Here is a 17,110-nt window from a genome sequence, read left to right on the forward strand (position 1 = left end):
GCCGGGCAGCGGGTGCCGGCGATCAGGCGGCGAGTGGCCGGCTGGGCAGCCCGGCGCCGGCCCTGGCCTGGGCGAACGAACGCAGCAGGCGGTCGTGGATGGCGCCGTTGGAGGCCACCAACTCCCCGTCGCCGGGCTTCCAGTCCTCGCCCTCGAACGTGGTGGCACGACCACCCGCCTCACGCACCAGGATCGCGCCCGGGGCCCAGTCCCACGGCCCGCAGCGCTGCTCCCAGTACGCGTCGAGGCGGCTCGCCGCCACCCAGGACAGATCGATGCCGGCGCAGCCCAGGCGACGCACGTCGCGGGTGTCGTTGACCACCGACAGGAACTCGGCCAGGTTGTTGTCCGGGTCGGTGGCCCGGGACGGCGGGAAGCCGGTGGCGATCACGCTGCGACCCAGCGTGCGGGTGTCCGACACGTGCAACCGCTTGCGTCCCTCGTACGCGCCGCGGCCGGCCTCGGCCCAGTAGGTGCGACGCCGGGTCGCGTCGGCGACCACCCCGAGCGCGAGCCGCTCGCCGTCCCAGAACGCGATGGCGCACGCGTAATGCGGCAGTCCGTGGGCGAAGTTGGTGGTGCCGTCGAGCGGGTCCACGAACCAGGTGGGTCGGCGCAGGTCCAACTCGGCCAACCCGCCGCCCTCTTCGCCGACCACCGCGTCCTGCGGGTAGTGGCTGCTCAGCCAGGCCCGGACCAGTTTCTCCACCCGCACGTCGGTCGCGGTGACCAGGTCCGCGGCGGAGGACTTGAGCCGGATCCGCCGAGGCCGCCCGACACGGCGGATGATCTGGGCGGCTTCGCGGGCGATCCGCAGGGCCGCGAGCGTACGGGGAAGGGGGAAGACCACGATTGTCGCTCCTTGCCTACGACGGTCGATGAGACCGATGCCCGATCGACCGGGGCCGTGGACCGGCCCGCGCGATCGGCCCGCGACCCTCGCCCCACGCGAAGGTCGTCCCTGCATCGGGTCGCCGTCGTGCAATAGATTGCCCCTGCATTATGTCGAGGCCCGCCACCGTCCACCACCAGGTTGGCCGCCCGCCCGGGCACGCGTCACGACGCCGGTCCGGTGGTCGGGAACCGGCGCCGCGCGATGGCGGGTCGGCCCATGACGGGCCGGTAGTGGCGGAAGTCGACCCCCAGGCGCGAGGGCGCCGACATCGGTGTGCAGCACCGCGCCGTCGGCGGTGGGCAGGAAGGCCGGACCCTCCGCCTCGGTGCACGAGGGCAGGTCACGGTCGAGCACGTCGGCGACGGCGCCGGTGTCCGGGGCGATCCGGTGGATGGACTCGTGGTCGTCGTCGGCCGCCGGGGTGGGAGGGCATTCGCCACTCGGAGGGCGGAGTTCGCGGCGACGAACCGTGTGGTTGCGGTCACTGTCGGTGGGATGTGCGGGGTGGTTGGGCCGGTTGTGGTTGACATGGGGATGTGTGGGTCATATTCCGGAGGTAGTACCCGCACGGCCGCAAGGCACGAGAGCCCGGTGGCGGTCCCGTGGGTCGGGGGCGGTCGCGGCGTTCGGGGTGCCGGGGCGTGGGAGCGGGGTGAGCCACCGGAGCGCTCGACGTTCTAGGAGCGTCTTCATGGCACGTCCGGTCGGTATCGATCTCGGCACGACGAATTCGGTGGTCGCGGTTCTGGAGGCCGGTGAACCCACCGTGATCGCGAACGCGGAAGGAGCGCGGACGACGCCGTCGGTGGTGGCGTTCGCGAAGAACGGCGAGGTGCTGGTCGGTGAGGTGGCCAAGCGCCAGGCGGTGACCAACGTCGAACGCACCGCGCGCTCGGTGAAGCGGCACATGGGCGACAACACGTGGCACTTTCCCGACGTCGGCGACATCGACGGCAAGCGCTACACGGCGCAGGAGATCTCGGCGCGGGTCCTGCAGAAACTCAAGCGCGACGCCGAGGCGTATCTGGGCGAGAAGGTCACCGACGCTGTCGTCACGGTGCCCGCGTACTTCGACGACGCGCAGCGCCAGGCGACCAAGGAGGCCGGGGAGATCGCCGGTCTGAACGTGCTGCGCATCGTCAACGAGCCCACCGCGGCGGCGCTGGCGTACGGCTTGGACAAAGTGCGCGACCAGATGATCCTGGTGTTCGACCTGGGCGGAGGCACGTTCGACGTGTCGCTGTTGGAGATCGGCGAGGGCGTCGTGGAGGTCAAGGCGACGCACGGCGACACCCACCTGGGCGGCGACGACTGGGACCAGCGGGTGATGGATCACCTGGTCAAGCGGTTCAAGAACGCCCACGGGGTGGACCTGTCCAAGGACAAGATGGCCCTCCAGCGGCTGCGCGAGGCCGCGGAGAAGGCCAAGGTGGAGCTGTCCAGCGCGACGGAGACCTCGATCAACCTGCCGTACATCACGGCCTCGGCGGAGGGCCCGCTGCACCTGGACGAGAAGCTCACCCGCGCCCAATTCCAGCAGTTGACGGTCGATCTCCTGGAGCGTTGTCGCGGGCCGTTCCACGCGGCGATCGAGGACGCCGGCATCTCGGTGGGCGAGGTCGACCAGGTGGTCCTGGTGGGTGGCTCGACCCGGATGCCGGCCGTCACCGAGTTGGTGCGCGAGCTGACCGACGGCAAGGAGCCGAACAAGGGCGTCAACCCGGACGAGGTCGTCGCCGTCGGCGCCGCGCTTCAGGCCGGTGTGCTCAAGGGTGAGGTCAAGGACGTCCTGCTGCTGGACGTGACGCCGCTGTCGCTTGGTATCGAGACCAAGGGCGGCATCATGACCAAGCTGATCGAGCGCAACACCACGATCCCGACCAAGCGTTCGGAGATCTTCACCACGGCGGACGACAACCAGCCGTCGGTGCAGATCCAGGTGTTCCAGGGTGAGCGCGAGATCGCCTCCTACAACAAGAGACTGGGCATGTTCGAGCTGACCGGTCTGCCGCCGGCCCCGCGCGGGTTGCCGCAGATCGAGGTCACCTTCGACATCGACGCGAACGGCATCGTGCACGTGTCCGCGAAGGACCTGGGCACGGGCAAGGAGCAGTCGATGACCATCACCGGCGGCTCGGGCCTGCCGAAGGACGACATCGACCGGATGATGCGCGAGGCGGAGGCGCACGCGGACGAGGACCACCAGCGTCGCGAGGCCGCGGAGACCCGCAACCAGGCCGAGCAACTGGTGTACACCACCGAGAAGTTCATCAAGGACAACGGCGACAAGGTGCCGGCGGACGTGCGGGGCGAGGTCGAGACGTCGCTGACCGGGCTCAAGGACGCGCTCAAGGGCGAGGACCTGGCCGCCATCCGCGACGCCGCGGAGAAGGTCGGCACGATCAGTCAGCGGATGGGCAGCGCGATGTACGCGAACGCGCAGCCGGGCACCGACGATGCGGCCGGAGCCGGAGCCGGCGGTGACACCGTCGAGGACGACGATGTCGTCGACGCGGAGATCGTCGACGAGGACAAGCGGGGAGGTGGGGCCGCGTGAACCGGACCTCTCCCGGCCCGGGGCTGTTGCCGGTGCCCGCCGGGCAGCCGCAGTCGCCGATCCTGGCCACGCTGTTGACCGAGATCGCCGCGCTGCGCGGGCAACTCACCGAGCGGGTGGACGAATTGCGGCGCCTTCAGGCCGACTACAACGCCTATCGAGCACACGTGCGGCGGGATCGGCTCGCGGTACGGGAGGCGGCGCTGGCCAATGTGCTGACCCCGTTGCTGCCGGTGGTCGACGGCTTCGATCGGGCCCGAGCCGCTGACGAGTTGACCTCCGGGGTCGCCAAAGTCGTCGGTCAACTCGAGGACGCGCTCGCGACGCTGGGGTTGCGGGGGTTCGGCGCGGTTGGGGACACGTTCGACCCGCACGTCCACGACGCGTTGGCCCATCGGCCCTGTCGAGGGGCGGATCCGCCGATCTGTTCGGTGGTGCACACGCCGGGCTACCGCGTGGGGGAGCGGTTGTTGCGCCCGGCCAGGGTGACGGTGACCGGGTCGGGGCCGACGGCGGACAGCCGGGGGGTAGCGGGGGCGGGACGCGAGCACGGGTGACGGAAGGAGCGGCGGATCTCACGGAAGGGAGTGGCGGACGTAGGCGCGGCAGGTCGAATCGGGTCGGTGCGGAGGGGCTCGGCGGGTGCCGACCGGACGGGGGGCTCGGAAGGGGTAGTCATGCAGATCGTCGGATGGCACATCGAGATGGAGTTCAAGGAGGACGGGAAGCGGACCGAGGCCGCCGCGCTCCTCCGGTTGCGAGACGGAACGGAGTTGCGTTCGCACGCGCACGCCAGTCGTTACCCGGATGATCCCGATCAACCGCAGGTGGGCGAGGAGATCGCCGCGGCGCGGGCGCTGACGGATCTGACCCGGCAGTTGCTGGACAAGGCGGCGGGCGAGATCGAGACCACGACGCGGCGGCCGGTGACGACGCTGGTCTGAGGAGGCCCGGGCCGTACCGAATCGGCGTGGGTGAGCGGTGGTTCGCCCACGCCGATGTCGGTCCGGTCGTCCCCGGAGCTTTCGATCGAGTGGGTTCGTATCCAGCGGTTCCTATCGAGCGATTCGAATCGAGCGGTTCGGTCGAGTCGGCGCGTGCCGCGTCGGGGAGATGCCGTCCGCGGGCGCCGCCGCGGCTCGGAATGGGTGCGGTTTCGTCGAGAGGTGCGCCGGTTCGGCTGCTGTGAACCCGGGTTTGTAGCGAGGCAACGACAGCGGCGGTACTCTTAGCGCGACCGGACGATTACTGTGAGTTGTCAACAGTCGATGTGACGCAGTCGCCCGATTCGGCACGCCGCGCGAGGGTTTCGCGGGACGGTGGTGCGGATCGCCCGGCGGGCCTTCGACGGCGGGGGGCAGAGAGAAGCCGATGAGTGCGGCCATCGAGGTACTCGTGATCACCCCGGTTCGGATCTATCGCGAGGCCACCGTGCGGGCGCTCGCCGATGAACCCGCGTTGCGCCTGGTCGGGTCGGGTGGGTCCGCCGCCGAGGCGGTCTCGGGGGCGCTGCGCCTGCGGCCCTCGGTCCTGCTGCTCGATCTCGCCACGCCCGACAGCATTCCGGCGATCCGTGCGATCCGGTGCGGCTCGCCGGAGACCCGGTTGATCGCGCTCGGCGTGGACGAGTCCCGGGACGACGTGATCACCGCGGCCGAGGCCGGCGTGGCGGGGTTCATCGGCCGGGAGTACTCCGTGTTGCAAACCGCAGCCGCGATCGTCGGCGCGGTGCGCGGCGAGGCGTCGTGCAGTCCGCGGATCGCCGCGCTGCTGCTGCAACGTGTACAGTCGCCGGCCGCCGGCGCGCAGCGTGGAGGGTCCGCACTGTCGGAGACGCTGACCGCGCGCGAGCGGGAGATCCTCTTCCTGATGGCCGAGGGGATGAGCAACCACGCGATCGCCCGGCAACTGTCCATCGGCCTGTCCACGGTCAAGACCCATGTGCACGCGGTGCTGCGGAAGTTGGACGTTCCACATCGCGAGGCCGCGGCGACGCTGCTGCGCTCGATGCCGGCCGACCGACCGTCGGGCCCCGCGGACGCGGGATCGGACGCGGGATCGGATCGGCCGATCGTCGGCGGGCCGACGCGGGCTCCGCGTACCCGGCGTGCGCCGGATCTCGGGCAGCCCACCAACGGTGGGCCGGCGCGCGCCTGACGCCGATTCGCTCGGTGGGCGTACGCCCGTTTCCGCTCCCCCGGGGCGCGGTCCGGCGTGGGCTCCGCGGGTGGATGCCGATCTCCACCCCGGGTGGAGGAGGACGCATCGGCGGTCCATCGGGGATCTACTCCCGCCACGCGCAAAGATCGTCCTGTCGGGTGGATGACGCGTCGGCGGCCGGTGATCAAGGATCACGACATGGCCGCCACCTCCTCGATCGATTCGAGCGCATCCGTCTTTCCCGACCTCTCCGATCTGGAGCGGTGGATCGCGGACGTGCTCGCGCGGGCCGTGGCGGCGATCGACCGGCAGGACGAGGAGAGTTCGCTGGAACGCCTCTATCCCTCGTACGACGAGGTGCACCGCGCGCTGTCGGGCAATCCGCGCCCCGCGCCCGAGCCGATCACCACCCCGCCGCTGCCCGCGCACGTGACACTGCCGTTGACCCGTGCCGGCTTCGACGCGTTCGAACTGACCGTCCTCGCACTGGCGTTCGCGCCCGATCTCGATCCCGCGTTCGGTCGGGCGATCGGCTGGTTGCAGCGCGACCCCGGACAGCCGTACCCGACCCTCGACCTGCTCGCCCGGCTGTGTTGCGCGACCGGTGCGGATCGCACGGCGGTGGCGGTCCGGCTGTCCTCGGCCGGACCGCTGGTGCGCCGCGGGCTGGTCGAGCCGGTCGGAGCCGGGTCCGGGCCCTCCTTCGCGAGCGCGGTGCGGCCCTCGGTGGTGTTGCTGCGCCGGCTGTTCGCGGTGACCCCAATCGCCGACGAACTGGCGCCGTTCGCCACCCTGGACGGGTACGCGCCGGTCGGTGTGGTCGACCCCGAGGCGGCCGAGGTGCTGGTCGCCCGGCTGACCGGCGAGGATCCGACGCTGACCCACCTGCACGGTGCCGAGCCGGCGAACTGCCTGGATCTGGCGTGGTGGAGCGCGGCACGGGCCGGGCGCCGGGTGCTGACCGCGCGGCCCGAGGCGTTGGCCGAGCCCGCCGTCGTGCGCGGGCTGGCCGCCGAGGCGCTGCTGCGCGAGGCCGTGCTCGTGGTGGACGCCCACGCCGTGACGCCACCCGCGCCGGTGTGGGAGCGGTTCACCCACACGATCGTGATCGGCGGTCCCGACTCGCTCGCGCCCACCGGACCCGAACCGTCCGCCGGGCGTGTGGTGTCGCTGCCCGTGCGGCGGATGCCGGCAGTGGGTGGTTCCGGCGGGCTCACCACCGCGCTGGCCGAGCGGGGGGTGCGCGTCACGGGCGGCACCGGGCCCGACCCGCTCGCCGGCTGGACCCACCTGGCCGGCGCCGAACTGCGGCACACCCTGGACGCGGTCGCCGCCCGGGCCCGCGGTCGGGCCGAGGCCGGTGTCGAACCGCACACCACGCCGGCCGAGGTGGCCGACGTCGCGGCCCAGGTCACCGGCGGCGAACTGGGCCGACTCGCGTCCCGGTTGACCACCTCGGACGACTGGTCCGCGCTGATCGTCCCGGACGGCGTCGGCGAGCGGCTGGACGACGTCTGCGCGCATCTGAGCGCCCATCGCACGGTGCTCGACGGGCACGGGTTCGCCGGGCGACCGGGCCAGGGACGAGGTGTGTCGGTGCTGTTCGCCGGACCCAGCGGCACCGGCAAGACGCTCGCCGCGCGACTGGTCGCGGGCCGGCTCGGACTGCCGCTCTATCGGGTGGACCTCGCGTCGGTGGTGTCGAAGTACATCGGCGAGACCGAACAGAACCTGGACGCGGTGTTCACCGCCGCCGCGCGCACCGACGCGGTACTCCTGTTCGACGAGTGCGACGCGTTGTTCGGCAAACGCAGCGAGGTGCACGACGCGCGGGATCGTTATGCGAACCTCGAAGTCGCCTACCTGCTGCAGCGGTTGGAGGACCACGACGGGCTCGCGGTACTGGCCACGAACCTGCTGCACCACATGGACGACGGGTTCATCCGGCGACTGACCTACTGCGTACACTTCCCGTTCCCGGAGGCCCCCGAACGCAGGCGGATCTGGCAGCGCGTGTGGCCGCCGGCACTGCCCCGCCACGTCGACCTCGACCTGGGTGAACTCGCCGACGACTACCCGCTGTCCGGGGGCCACATCCACAACGTCGCGGTCGCGGCGGCCCACTTGGCGGCGGCCGAGGGCCGGGTCGTGGACCGGGCGTCGGTGTTGCGGGCGATGGCGCGCGAGTACGACAAGATCGGACCCTCCCCGCAGGCCGCGGTCCCGGTCGGGGTGGTGTGATGGCGTCGAGTCCGAAGGCCGGTGGCGACGGCGGATCGCACCTGCCCGCCGAGTTGGAGTCCCGCGCCGAGCGCGCGCGGCCGCTGGACGCGTCGGTGCGCGGTCCGATGGAGCGTTCGTTCGGGGCGTCGCTGGGCGATGTGGTCGTGCACACCGACGCCGACGCCGCGGCATCCGCCGATCGGCTCGACGCGAAGGCGTACGCGGTCGGTCGGCATGTCGTGTTCGGCCCGGGGCGCTACGACCCGCACTCGGACGCGGGTCGCGCGCTGATCGGGCACGAACTCGCGCACGTGGTGCAGCAACGGCGCGGCGGTGTGGCACCGGGACCCGGCGGTGTGCACCCGTCCGGAACCGCCGCCGAGGGCGCCGCGCACCGTGCGGGCGCCCGGGCCGCCGCCGGGTTGTCCGCCCCCGTCGCGGGCGGCACCGCACCCGGCGTGTCCCGCGCGCCGAAGGGCGAGGAGGATCCGGAGGTCGCCGCGCTCAAGGCGGAGAACCGCGCGGCCGACCTGAGGAACCTGGGCGTGGCGGAGGGCATCGTCCTGGAGGGCGCAGCCATCGTCGACACGGTGGTCGGCTTCCGCTACAGCGTGCAGGACCTGGAGCAGCGCGGCGTCGACAACCTGGCCTCGGCCCTGGGCCTGGGGGCCGAGGGCAAGGCACGACTCCAGGTCGCCTCCGATCTGCTGACCGGTGGCGCAGTGCTGCGGGCGGTGCGGGACGAGGCGAAGGCCGCCGGTCTGGTCGACCCGGTCACCGGTTCGCCCGCCGTCTCGTCCCGGGTCACCGCGGCCGGCGACTGGCTGGAGGCGAAGTACGACGAGAACATGGGAACCAGGGCGCCGAGGAACGACGACCTGTTCACGGACCGCGAGTTGGGCCAGATCATCGGTCAACTCACCGCGAAGACCGTGCTCACGGCGATCGACGTCGAGGAAGTCGCGGTCGCACTCGCCGCGGTGAACGTCATCGGCGCCGTCAGGTCGATCCTCGACGCGGTCAACGCCGATCCGGACGGCTGGCCGTCCGACGTGCACTTCTGGACCCAGGTGGTGGCCGCGGTGCTCACCGTGGCCGGGATGCGCGCGGGCAGCGCCAACAAGAAGATCGCGATGTTGCTGATCGACGCCGCGCTGGCCGGATTGACGCTCGCGCCGGTGGTGAAGCGGCTGGTGACGGACTGGCGGCGGCCGGCCGGCGCGGATCGGGACGCGGCGCTCGAGCGGGGCGCCAAGGACTTGGCGAAGGCGCTGCTGGCGCTGCTGCACCAGATCCTGCTCCAGGCCGCCGCGAGCCGACGCGCGAAGGCGGGCGGCGCGCCACCGGCGGCGGGCGCCGCATCGGGCGCGGCCAAGGCGGGCCCGACGACCGGGAAGCAGCCCGCCTCGCACGGCGACCCGCATGCGGCCACGCCGCCACAGGCCGTGCACGCTCCGTTGGCGACGCCGGCGCCGGTCTCGGTCGCGCACGTCGCCGCGCCCGCGACACCCGCCGTGCCCGCCGGCGCGCCGAAGGCCGGTGCCGCGAAGCCCGCTGCCAAGCCCGCCCCCGGTAGGAAGGCGGTAGCCAAGCGAACCCCGCGCGAGACGACGAGTGCTGCGGCGGTACCTGCGGCCGGTACGCCGGAGACCGCCGGTGCGGGGGCCGCAGGCCCGGTGAAGGCCACATCGGTGCGGGCGAGGCCGGCGAAGAAGGCTTCGACAACCAAGCCCTCCACCGGGAAGGCTTCGACGCCGAAGTCTTCGGCCGGGAAGGTTCAGGCCGAGAAGGCTCCGATCGACAAAGCTCAGGCGGAGAAGGCTCCGCGCGGGGCCGCTTCCAGCAAGGCGACCGAACAGGCCCACCGGCAGCAGCTCAAGGAGACTCGGGCTCGGGCCAAGGAGTTGCACGAGGAACTCCGTCGCGACAAGGACGGGTCCGCGTTGGACCGACTGGAAGCCCTGTACCGGGGACAGTCGGACCGTGTGCTCCGCGCCTTGGAGAAGGGCGATCCGGTGGCGGGCAAGGTCTTGGAACAACGGCGCGCGCAGGCTCAACAGGCCGAGCTGAAGCGCCTCGAGGCGAGCGGGTTCCGCCCTCCGCACGACGCGATCGCCAAGGTCGTGGACAAGGACGGCCACGTCGTCAGCCACAAGCCGGTGCACAGCGGCGGCTCCACCAAGGAGCGGCGCCGAGAGGTGGGCCTGATCAAGGCCAACCAAGAGGTCCACACCGAGGCCAAGGCCGTGCGGAACATCCCGCTCAAGGCCGGGCAAACGATGTACATCAGCGGCCAGTACGATCCGTGCGGCCCCTGTCGAAGCACGATGCAGGCGGCTGCGGACCGCACCGGAGCTCGGATCAACTATCAGTGGCAGGGCGGGCCGGCGGGCGGTATCACCTTCACTCCCACCCCGCGCCGGCAGGGCGACAAGCCATGATCGACATCCTCGACCTGATCATCCGGGAGACCCTGGTCGCGGGCCTGCCCGGGCTGACGAGTGCGCGGATCGGGTTCCAGCCGCCGGACGACGACTGGCGGCAGCGGGTCGGTGCGAGCACCGGCGTCTGGGTCAACTGCGCACTGGTGGACCTGCGCGAGGACCGGACGCTGCGGCAGAACATCCGGCGACGGATCACCACCGGTTCGGTGACCGTGGAGCGCCGCGAACCCGCGCGGATCCGCTGCCACTACCTGATCACCGCGTGGAACGCGGCCAAGGACAGCGCCCAGATGCCCGCCACCGAGCAGGAGCACACCGTGCTCGGCGCGGTCCTGGCCGTGTTCCTGGACGCCGACCCGATGGTCGCCTCGGCGATTCTGACACCCGAGCAACTGGCCAAGGTCCCCGCCACGTTGCGCGAGGCGGAGCTGCCGGTGGAGGTGGTGCCGCCGGAGGGGTTCGGCAAGCTCGCCGAGTTCTGGGGAACCGTCGGACGGGCCACGTCCTGGCGGCCCGCCGTCTACCTGATCGTCACCATGCCGGTTCCGGAACCGGACCGACGGATCGACGGCGTCGTGCACACGGTGCTGACCTCCTACGACGGCGTACCACCCCGAGCCGGCGACGGCTCCGCAGAACAACTCGCCGACGTGGGCGGCCTCGTGTTCGACGCCACCGCGGGGCCGGCGGCGCCGCCGGTGCCGGTGCCGGACGCGGACATCGTGCTGTACCACCCGGCGGGGCGCGTGGTGGCCCGGGTCCGCAGCGACGACGACGGGCGGTTCGTGCTCGTCGGCATCCCGCCGGGGGAGTACCGGGCGCGGGTCACCGCCGCCGGATTGCCGCCGCCGGCCCCGCAGACGGTCCGGGTCCCCGGATCCCCCGACGCGCTGATCGAACTCCGCTTCACCTGAGAGGACACCCGCCATGGCCGTGCAGGTCTCGTATCCCGGCGTCTACATCGAAGAGACCGAGCCCGCCGCACCCATCCAGGGTGTGTCGACCAGCGTCGCGGCGTTCATCGGTATCAGCGCGCACGGGCCGATCGCCGAACCCATCCTGGTGACCAGCGCGGACGCGTTCACCGCGCTGTTCGGGCCGCCGGTGGACGGCGGCGACGTGCCCTACCACCTCCCGCTCGCGGTGGACGGGTTCTTCCGCAACGGCGGCGCCCAGTGCTTCGTCGTGCGGGTGGGTACCGCCAAGCCCGCCGCCAAGGACCTGCTGGGACGCGCGTCGGGCGCGCCGGTCTTGGGCCGGGTGGAGGCCCTGCTCGACGGCCCCGACGGCGAGGGCGGTTCGGTCCGGATCGTGGATTCGAGCGCGCTGGCCAAGGCGTTGACCGCGGCCGGCCAAGGAAGCGATCTGCCGGTGGTGCAGGGCAAGGCGGACATCACCGCCGTCGACGCCACCCGGCGCGTGCTCACCGTGAACGCGGTCGGCGACTTGGCGGCCGGTGAGCGGGTGGTCGTCACCAAGGGCACGGAAACCCGAACGGTGCGGGTGAAGTCGGTGCAGGAGCCGGACACGATCGTCCTCGACCAGGGCCTGTCCGGCACGACCGACTTCGTCGGCGGCAAGGTGACCTCGGACGATCTCACGCCCGGCGACACGGTGTTGCGGCTGAAGGTCCCGCCGGGGATCGCGCTGCGACCGCTGGTCCCGATCGGGTCGTCGGTACGGATCAAGGACGGCGCGACCACCGAGTGGGGGATCGTCGCGTCGGTCACCAACGACGCGCTCACCCTGCGCAGGCCGCTCACCAACGCGTACAAGCTCGCCACGCCCACCCGCGTGTCGACGGCCGAGTTCGACCTGACCGTCACCGATCGAGGCGGCCAGGCGGTCACGTACCCGAACCTGTCCACGATGCCGTCGCATCCGCGCTGGTGGGGTGGCCCGTCGGTGTCGAGTACCTATCTGAGGATCGTGCTCGAGCCGACCACCCCGATTCCGGTGGGTGATCCGCGCCCCGCTGCCGGGACGTTCCCGTTGACGGGCGCGGTGGCCGATGATCCGCCCGAGGCGGTCAAAGCCGTGCGGGAAGGCATGGTCGAGCACCTGAAACTGCTCGAACCGATCGACGAGATCAGTCTCGTGCTTGCCCCGGGTTGCACCGACTTCGGTGCGCAACAGGCGATCGTCGACCACTGCGAGAAGCTCTACGACCGGTTCGCCATCCTGGACAGCGTGCCCGGCGCCGACGTGCCGACCGTCATGACGCAGCGCGCGAGCGTGTGCGGCAACCAGGACAAGGGCTTCGCGGCCCTCTACTACCCGTGGATCCAACTTCGCGACCCGGCCAAGCAGATGGTGGTCCTCCAACCCCCGTCCGGCCACATCGCCGGGATCTACGCGCACACCGACGCGACCCGCGGGGTACACAAGGCGCCGGCCAACGTCGGCATCGCGGGTGCGCTCGGTCTCGAACGCAGGCTCCTGGACTCCGATCAGGGCCTGCTCAATCCGGACGGCGTCAACGCGCTGCGGATCCTGCCCGGGCGCGGATCACCGGTGGTGTGGGGCGCGCGGACCACCACGAACAACCGCAACTGGCAATACATCAACGTGCGGCGGCTGTTCCTCTTCCTCGAGGAGTCGATCCAACAAGGTCTGCGCGGCGCCGTGTTCGAGCCGAACGACCTGGAACTGTGGGGCAAGCTCAAGCACACCCTCACCGAATTCCTCACCCGGGTCTGGCGGGACGGAGCGCTCTTCGGCGCCAAGGCCAAGGACGCCTTCTTCGTCCGCATCGACGAGGCGTTGAACCCGCCGAGCACCCGCAAACTCGGATTGCTCCACATCGAGATCGGCGTACAGCCGGTCTATCCGGCGGAGTTCATCGTGGTCCGGATCGGCATCTGGGACGGCGGCGCGCAGGTGAGCGAGCAGTAGCCGCCGACCCCGCGCGGCGGCGCGTACCCGGACCCGCGGGCGCCGCCCGCGAGCACCCACGATCGGCAACGGACAGGCAGCGGAGGACGCCGTGAGCACAGGCGATATCCAGGATCCCTTTGTCAACTTCAACTTCAAGGTCGAACTCGACGGCATCATCCGGGTCGGGTTCCACGAGGTGAGCGGCCTCGACGCGACGGTGGACGTGGTGGAGCACCGCGAGGGCGGATGGAACATCACCCCGTACAAGTTCCCCGGGCAGGCCAAATACGCCAACATCGTGCTCAAGTGGGGCATGACCATCGACACCGAGTTGTACGAGTGGCATCAGCAGATCGTCGAGGGAGACATCCTGCGCCGCAACGGCGCGGTGCTGCTGCTGGATCGACGCGGCGTGGTCACCTCGCGGTGGAACTTCGTCCGGGCCTGGCCGACCAAGTACACCGCGCCGGCGCTCACCGCCGAGGCCGACGACATCGCGATCGAGACGCTCGAACTCGTCCACGAGGGATTGGTGCGGGTGCAGTGAGCATGCTTCGGATCGAACACGACTTCACGCTGCCCCTCGGGCTGCTCGGCGAGGACGGCGCGCTGCATCGCGAGGGCACGATGCGGCTGGCCACCGCCGCCGACGAGATCCTGCCGCTGGCCGACCCCAGGGTGCAGCGCAACCCGGCCTACCTCTCGGTGATCCTGCTCAGCCGGGTGGTCACCCGCGTGGGCGGCGTCGAGACGGTGACCCCGCGCACCATCGAAACGCTGTTCGCCGCCGATCTGGCGCATCTCCAGGAGCTCTACAACCGGATCAACACCGTGGACGAGCCCACCGGTTCGACGGAGGGGTCCTGCCCGAACTGCGGCGAGGAGGTCCGTACGGGCCACGAGCGCCTGGGGGGATCCGTGGATATCCGGTCGATCGGCTGAGGGAGGAGATCGCCTTCGTGGCCTACCACCTGCACTGGTCGCACGCCGAGTTGATGGACCTGGACCACGCCGAGCGGCGGCGCTGGGTGGAGCGGGTCTCGGCCATCAACCAGCGGCTCAACGAGGCGGCCGGCACGCCGTGACGGCGGGCCACGCATCCACCGCTCCGCATCCGGCATCGAGCAGGACACGACACCGGGCCACGTGCACGACGTGGCACCCGGCATCGAGCATCGCGAAGGGAGAAGACCGTGACCGTCACGGGAGCGCGCGCGTCGGCGGCCGGATGGCCGGTGCGATCGGCCTCGGCGTCGATGCTCGCCGGGGTTCGGGCCCGGGTCGGGGGGATCACCGGCCCCGCCGGCGCGGGCCGAGTGGAGACCCGGGTGCCCGGAATCGGCCTGGTCCTGCACACGTTGCCGCGCCCGGCCGGCACCCGTCCCCCGCGCCAGGCGCCGGTCCCCGTCCCGGACATCCGACGCTGCGCGCACGTGCGGCTGGACGTCCGGGTCACCGCGCCGCCCATGGTCGCGCTCGCCCGTACCGAGACCCCCGGGCCGTACTCGCCGTCCTCCGCCGGGCCGGGCCGACTGCCCGCACCGGTGCTGCGCACCGTGTTCGCGGGTGCCGGCCGTGCGGTGGGTGAACGCGCGTGGGTGACACGAGAGTTGTACGAGCGCGGCGCGGGCCGTGGTCGGCGCGTCGAGGAGCCGGCGCGGCCCGGCGCGGTGCTCGGTAGCGGCGGGTGGCCGGCCCCGCCGGGCCGTTCCGGCGGCCGGCCCGGGAGCGCCCTGACGTTGGTCGTGCCCACCCGTCCCACGCCCGCCTCGACTTCGGCCGAGTCGTACACCGCGCCGGCCCACACGTCGGCGCGCGGCCGGGCCGAGACGGGGTACGGCCGTCCGCAGGCGGCGCCCGCGCTCACCTCGGCCGACCTGCCCCTGCTGGTCGACGGGGTGGTCCGGGAGATCGACCGTCGGGTGCGCGCCCGGCAGGAACGCCGGGGGTGGAGCCGATGACGGTGATGGAACGCGCGACGATCACCAACACCGTCACCGGCGCGCGCACCCGGGTGTTGTTCAACCCGGAGGACTACACGGTCAACCGGGAGACCACCTACGCCCAACTCCCGGTCCCCGGGCTGTCCGCGCCGGTCGTGCAGTTCGTGCACGGCAACGCGCAGACGCTGGAGATGGAGCTGTTCCTCGACTCGCTGGAGGCCAACGACCAGGCGGGCGCGGGCAGCGACGTGCGGATCCTGGTCCGCCGGGTGGTGGACCTGATGGACATCGACCCCACGCTGCACGCACCGCCGCCGCTGGTGTTCGCGTGGGCGAGCCTGACCTTCACGTGCGTGTTGACCCGGGTCGCGCAGAAGTTCGTGATGTTCAAGCCGGACGGAACCCCGGTGCGGGCCCGACTGACCGTCACCTTCAGCGAGTTCCGCAACGTGGACATGGAGGCCAAGGAGGTCAAGCGGCAGACCTCGGACTACACCAAGGCGCACACCGTGGTCGCCGGCGAGACGCTGCAACTGATCGCGTGGCGCGAGTACGGCTCGGCGTCCGCGTGGCGGCCGATCGCGCTGCACAACGGGCTGGACGACCCGCGCGCGCTGCCCGTGGGCGCGACGCTGCACGTGCCCCGGCTGCCCTACCGGGACCCGGGCACGAACGAGGTCTTCGACGCACCGCCCCGGGAGGTGCCCGCGTGAGCGTGTTCCCGCAGTACGCCCCGGAGATGCGGCTGCGCTTCGCCGGCCGGCCGGCGCCGGCGGCGCTGCGCGGCTCGGTCACCGGCGTGACCTGCCAGACCGGCATGGGCGACGCCGACCGGCTGGAGGTCTCGCTCGCCAACGAGGGCCTGCGCTGGCTCGACGACCCGCTGTTCCGGTTGGACACCGAGGTGAGCATCGCGCTGGGCTACGCCCCGGACGAGCCGCGCCGATTGTTCACCGGCGAAGTGGTCGGCACCGAGGCGAGCTTCCCCTCCGACGGGATGCCGATGTTGCGGGTGGTCGCCCAGGACCGGCGCACCCGTCTGGCCGCCGCGTCGCCCGCGCGCTGGTTCGGCGTCCCGGTGCCCAGACTCGGCGTGCTGCCGCTGCCGGACGCGGTGGTCGCGCCGCTGTTGGCGCTCGAACACGGCATGATCCCGCTGCTCGACCCGCTGGGCGCTTTCCTGTCGGCTGCCCTGGGCGCGGTGGACGTGGTGGCCTCGCTGGAGGACCCGAGCATGCGTCAGCGGGTGGTGCGCCGCCAACAGTCCGAGACCACACTCGACTTCCTGAAGAAGATCGCGGTGGAGAACGCGTGGGAGCTGATCGTCGAGCACGACAGCGAGCCGTCCGGCTTCGTGCTCCGGTTGATGTCGCCCGCCGCCTACCTCTCGCCCGACGTGACCTTGCGGTACGGGCGCTCGCTGATGGAGTTCACGCCCCGGATCAGCACCGTCGGCCAGGTGGAGAGCGTGTCGGTGCGGGTGTGGCGGCCCGAGGTGCGCCTGGAGTTGACCGTCTCGGTCGGCTACGACTGGGACCGCCAGGCACTGTCCATCGAGGTGGCCCCGGGGTTCGGACTGCCGTCGGGCCGCCAGGTGCTGCTGGTGGACGAACCGGTGACCATCGCCACCGCTCCGCGCCTGATCGTCGCCAAACTGCTGCCCAGGCTGAACCGGCGTACCACCGCGAGCGGTTCGTGCGTGGGCGACCCCCGGATCAGCGCCGGACGGGTGTTGCGGATCGAGGGCGTGGGCGAGACGTTCGGCGGCCTGTGGCGGGTGGTGTCGGCGCAGCACACGCTCGACGGCGGCGGCTATCGCACCTCGTTCGAACTGCGCAAGGAGATCTGGTTCGGCGGCATCCCGCCCGCGTCCCAGGGCGCGGTCCGGGTCCAGGGCGGCCTGTTGTCGTTGCCGGCGCCCAACTCGTAGCGGTTGTGAAGCCGTTTCCGTGACGTGTCCGGTGACCGGCCGCGCCTTCGCTTCCACCCGTTCCCGACGTAACGACCGGAC

15 protein-coding genes are annotated in these 17,110 nt (G+C 71.7%); 14 read left to right on the top strand and 1 reads right to left on the bottom strand.

All coding sequences use genetic code 11. The annotated features are described in order from the left end of the window. Window positions 1-22: 22 nt before the first annotated feature. Window positions 23-850 carry an inositol monophosphatase family protein gene (locus ACIBSV_RS44520; RefSeq protein ID WP_395873214.1) on the bottom strand — a complete coding sequence of 276 codons (828 nt, stop codon included), beginning with the start codon at window positions 848-850 and terminating at the stop codon, window positions 23-25. Between the two features lie 736 nt (window positions 851-1,586). Between ACIBSV_RS44520 and dnaK the strand changes: the two genes are divergently transcribed. The 14 genes from dnaK (at window position 1,587) to ACIBSV_RS44590 (ending at window position 17,029) form a co-directional block, all read left to right on the top strand. Beyond that, a complete protein-coding gene (gene dnaK, locus ACIBSV_RS44525) occupies window positions 1,587-3,452 on the top strand; it encodes a molecular chaperone DnaK (RefSeq protein WP_395873215.1) in 1,866 nt (621 codons plus the stop codon). Next, window positions 3,449-4,009 (top strand): nucleotide exchange factor GrpE, encoded by a 561-nt coding sequence (gene grpE, locus ACIBSV_RS44530; protein ID WP_395873216.1) that lies wholly within the window; start codon window positions 3,449-3,451, stop codon window positions 4,007-4,009. The genes dnaK and grpE overlap by 4 nt, the downstream gene beginning before the upstream one ends. A gap of 120 nt (window positions 4,010-4,129) precedes the next feature. After that, window positions 4,130-4,396, top strand: a complete 267-nt coding sequence (locus ACIBSV_RS44535; protein WP_395873217.1) for a DUF1876 domain-containing protein — start codon at window positions 4,130-4,132, stop codon at window positions 4,394-4,396. A 427-nt stretch (window positions 4,397-4,823) separates the two neighbouring features. Further along, complete coding sequence (locus ACIBSV_RS44540; protein WP_395873218.1) at window positions 4,824-5,609, top strand: LuxR C-terminal-related transcriptional regulator; 786 nt, start codon at window positions 4,824-4,826, stop codon at window positions 5,607-5,609. A gap of 201 nt (window positions 5,610-5,810) precedes the next feature. Then, entirely contained in the window at window positions 5,811-7,853 is a 2,043-nt protein-coding gene (locus tag ACIBSV_RS44545; RefSeq protein ID WP_395873219.1) for an AAA family ATPase, read from the top strand. Further along, window positions 7,853-10,276: a DUF4157 domain-containing protein gene (locus ACIBSV_RS44550; protein ID WP_395873220.1), complete on the top strand. Its 2,424-nt coding sequence runs from the start codon at window positions 7,853-7,855 to the stop codon at window positions 10,274-10,276. The genes ACIBSV_RS44545 and ACIBSV_RS44550 overlap by 1 nt, the downstream gene beginning before the upstream one ends. Then, window positions 10,273-11,193: a Pvc16 family protein gene (locus ACIBSV_RS44555; protein ID WP_395873221.1), complete on the top strand. Its 921-nt coding sequence runs from the start codon at window positions 10,273-10,275 to the stop codon at window positions 11,191-11,193. The genes ACIBSV_RS44550 and ACIBSV_RS44555 overlap by 4 nt, the downstream gene beginning before the upstream one ends. 13 nt (window positions 11,194-11,206) lie before the next feature. Then, window positions 11,207-13,174, top strand: a complete 1,968-nt coding sequence (locus ACIBSV_RS44560) for a phage tail sheath family protein (RefSeq protein ID WP_395873222.1) — start codon at window positions 11,207-11,209, stop codon at window positions 13,172-13,174. 91 nt (window positions 13,175-13,265) lie between these two features. Beyond that, on the top strand, window positions 13,266-13,703 hold the full coding sequence (locus ACIBSV_RS44565; protein WP_395873223.1) for a phage tail protein: 438 nt from the start codon (window positions 13,266-13,268) through the stop codon (window positions 13,701-13,703). Between the two features lie 2 nt (window positions 13,704-13,705). Further along, complete coding sequence (locus tag ACIBSV_RS44570; RefSeq protein ID WP_395873224.1) at window positions 13,706-14,098, top strand: hypothetical protein; 393 nt, start codon at window positions 13,706-13,708, stop codon at window positions 14,096-14,098. Between the two features lie 17 nt (window positions 14,099-14,115). Then, window positions 14,116-14,241 (top strand): DUF6760 family protein, encoded by a 126-nt coding sequence (locus ACIBSV_RS44575; RefSeq protein ID WP_395873225.1) that lies wholly within the window; start codon window positions 14,116-14,118, stop codon window positions 14,239-14,241. Window positions 14,242-14,349: 108 nt separating this feature from the next. Next, entirely contained in the window at window positions 14,350-15,117 is a 768-nt protein-coding gene (locus tag ACIBSV_RS44580; protein ID WP_395873226.1) for a hypothetical protein, read from the top strand. Beyond that, complete coding sequence (locus tag ACIBSV_RS44585) at window positions 15,114-15,812, top strand: peptigoglycan-binding protein LysM (protein WP_395873227.1); 699 nt, start codon at window positions 15,114-15,116, stop codon at window positions 15,810-15,812. The genes ACIBSV_RS44580 and ACIBSV_RS44585 overlap by 4 nt, the downstream gene beginning before the upstream one ends. Continuing rightward, entirely contained in the window at window positions 15,809-17,029 is a 1,221-nt protein-coding gene (locus ACIBSV_RS44590; RefSeq protein WP_395873228.1) for a phage late control D family protein, read from the top strand. The genes ACIBSV_RS44585 and ACIBSV_RS44590 overlap by 4 nt, the downstream gene beginning before the upstream one ends. Window positions 17,030-17,110 lie beyond the last annotated feature (81 nt).

The sequence above is a fragment of the Embleya sp. NPDC050154 genome (assembly GCF_044460165.1).
Classification (GTDB): domain Bacteria; phylum Actinomycetota; class Actinomycetes; order Streptomycetales; family Streptomycetaceae; genus Embleya.

Coding starts and splice junctions, on each gene's coding strand:
- dnaK (WP_395873215.1), top strand. CDS start 1,587: ATGGCACGTCCGGTCGGTATCGATCTCGGCACGACGAATTCGGTGGTC.
- ACIBSV_RS44535 (WP_395873217.1), top strand. CDS start 4,130: ATGCAGATCGTCGGATGGCACATCGAGATGGAGTTCAAGGAGGACGGG.
- ACIBSV_RS44540 (WP_395873218.1), top strand. CDS start 4,824: ATGAGTGCGGCCATCGAGGTACTCGTGATCACCCCGGTTCGGATCTAT.
- ACIBSV_RS44545 (WP_395873219.1), top strand. CDS start 5,811: ATGGCCGCCACCTCCTCGATCGATTCGAGCGCATCCGTCTTTCCCGAC.
- ACIBSV_RS44550 (WP_395873220.1), top strand. CDS start 7,853: ATGGCGTCGAGTCCGAAGGCCGGTGGCGACGGCGGATCGCACCTGCCC.
- ACIBSV_RS44555 (WP_395873221.1), top strand. CDS start 10,273: ATGATCGACATCCTCGACCTGATCATCCGGGAGACCCTGGTCGCGGGC.
- ACIBSV_RS44560 (WP_395873222.1), top strand. CDS start 11,207: ATGGCCGTGCAGGTCTCGTATCCCGGCGTCTACATCGAAGAGACCGAG.
- ACIBSV_RS44570 (WP_395873224.1), top strand. CDS start 13,706: ATGCTTCGGATCGAACACGACTTCACGCTGCCCCTCGGGCTGCTCGGC.
- ACIBSV_RS44585 (WP_395873227.1), top strand. CDS start 15,114: ATGACGGTGATGGAACGCGCGACGATCACCAACACCGTCACCGGCGCG.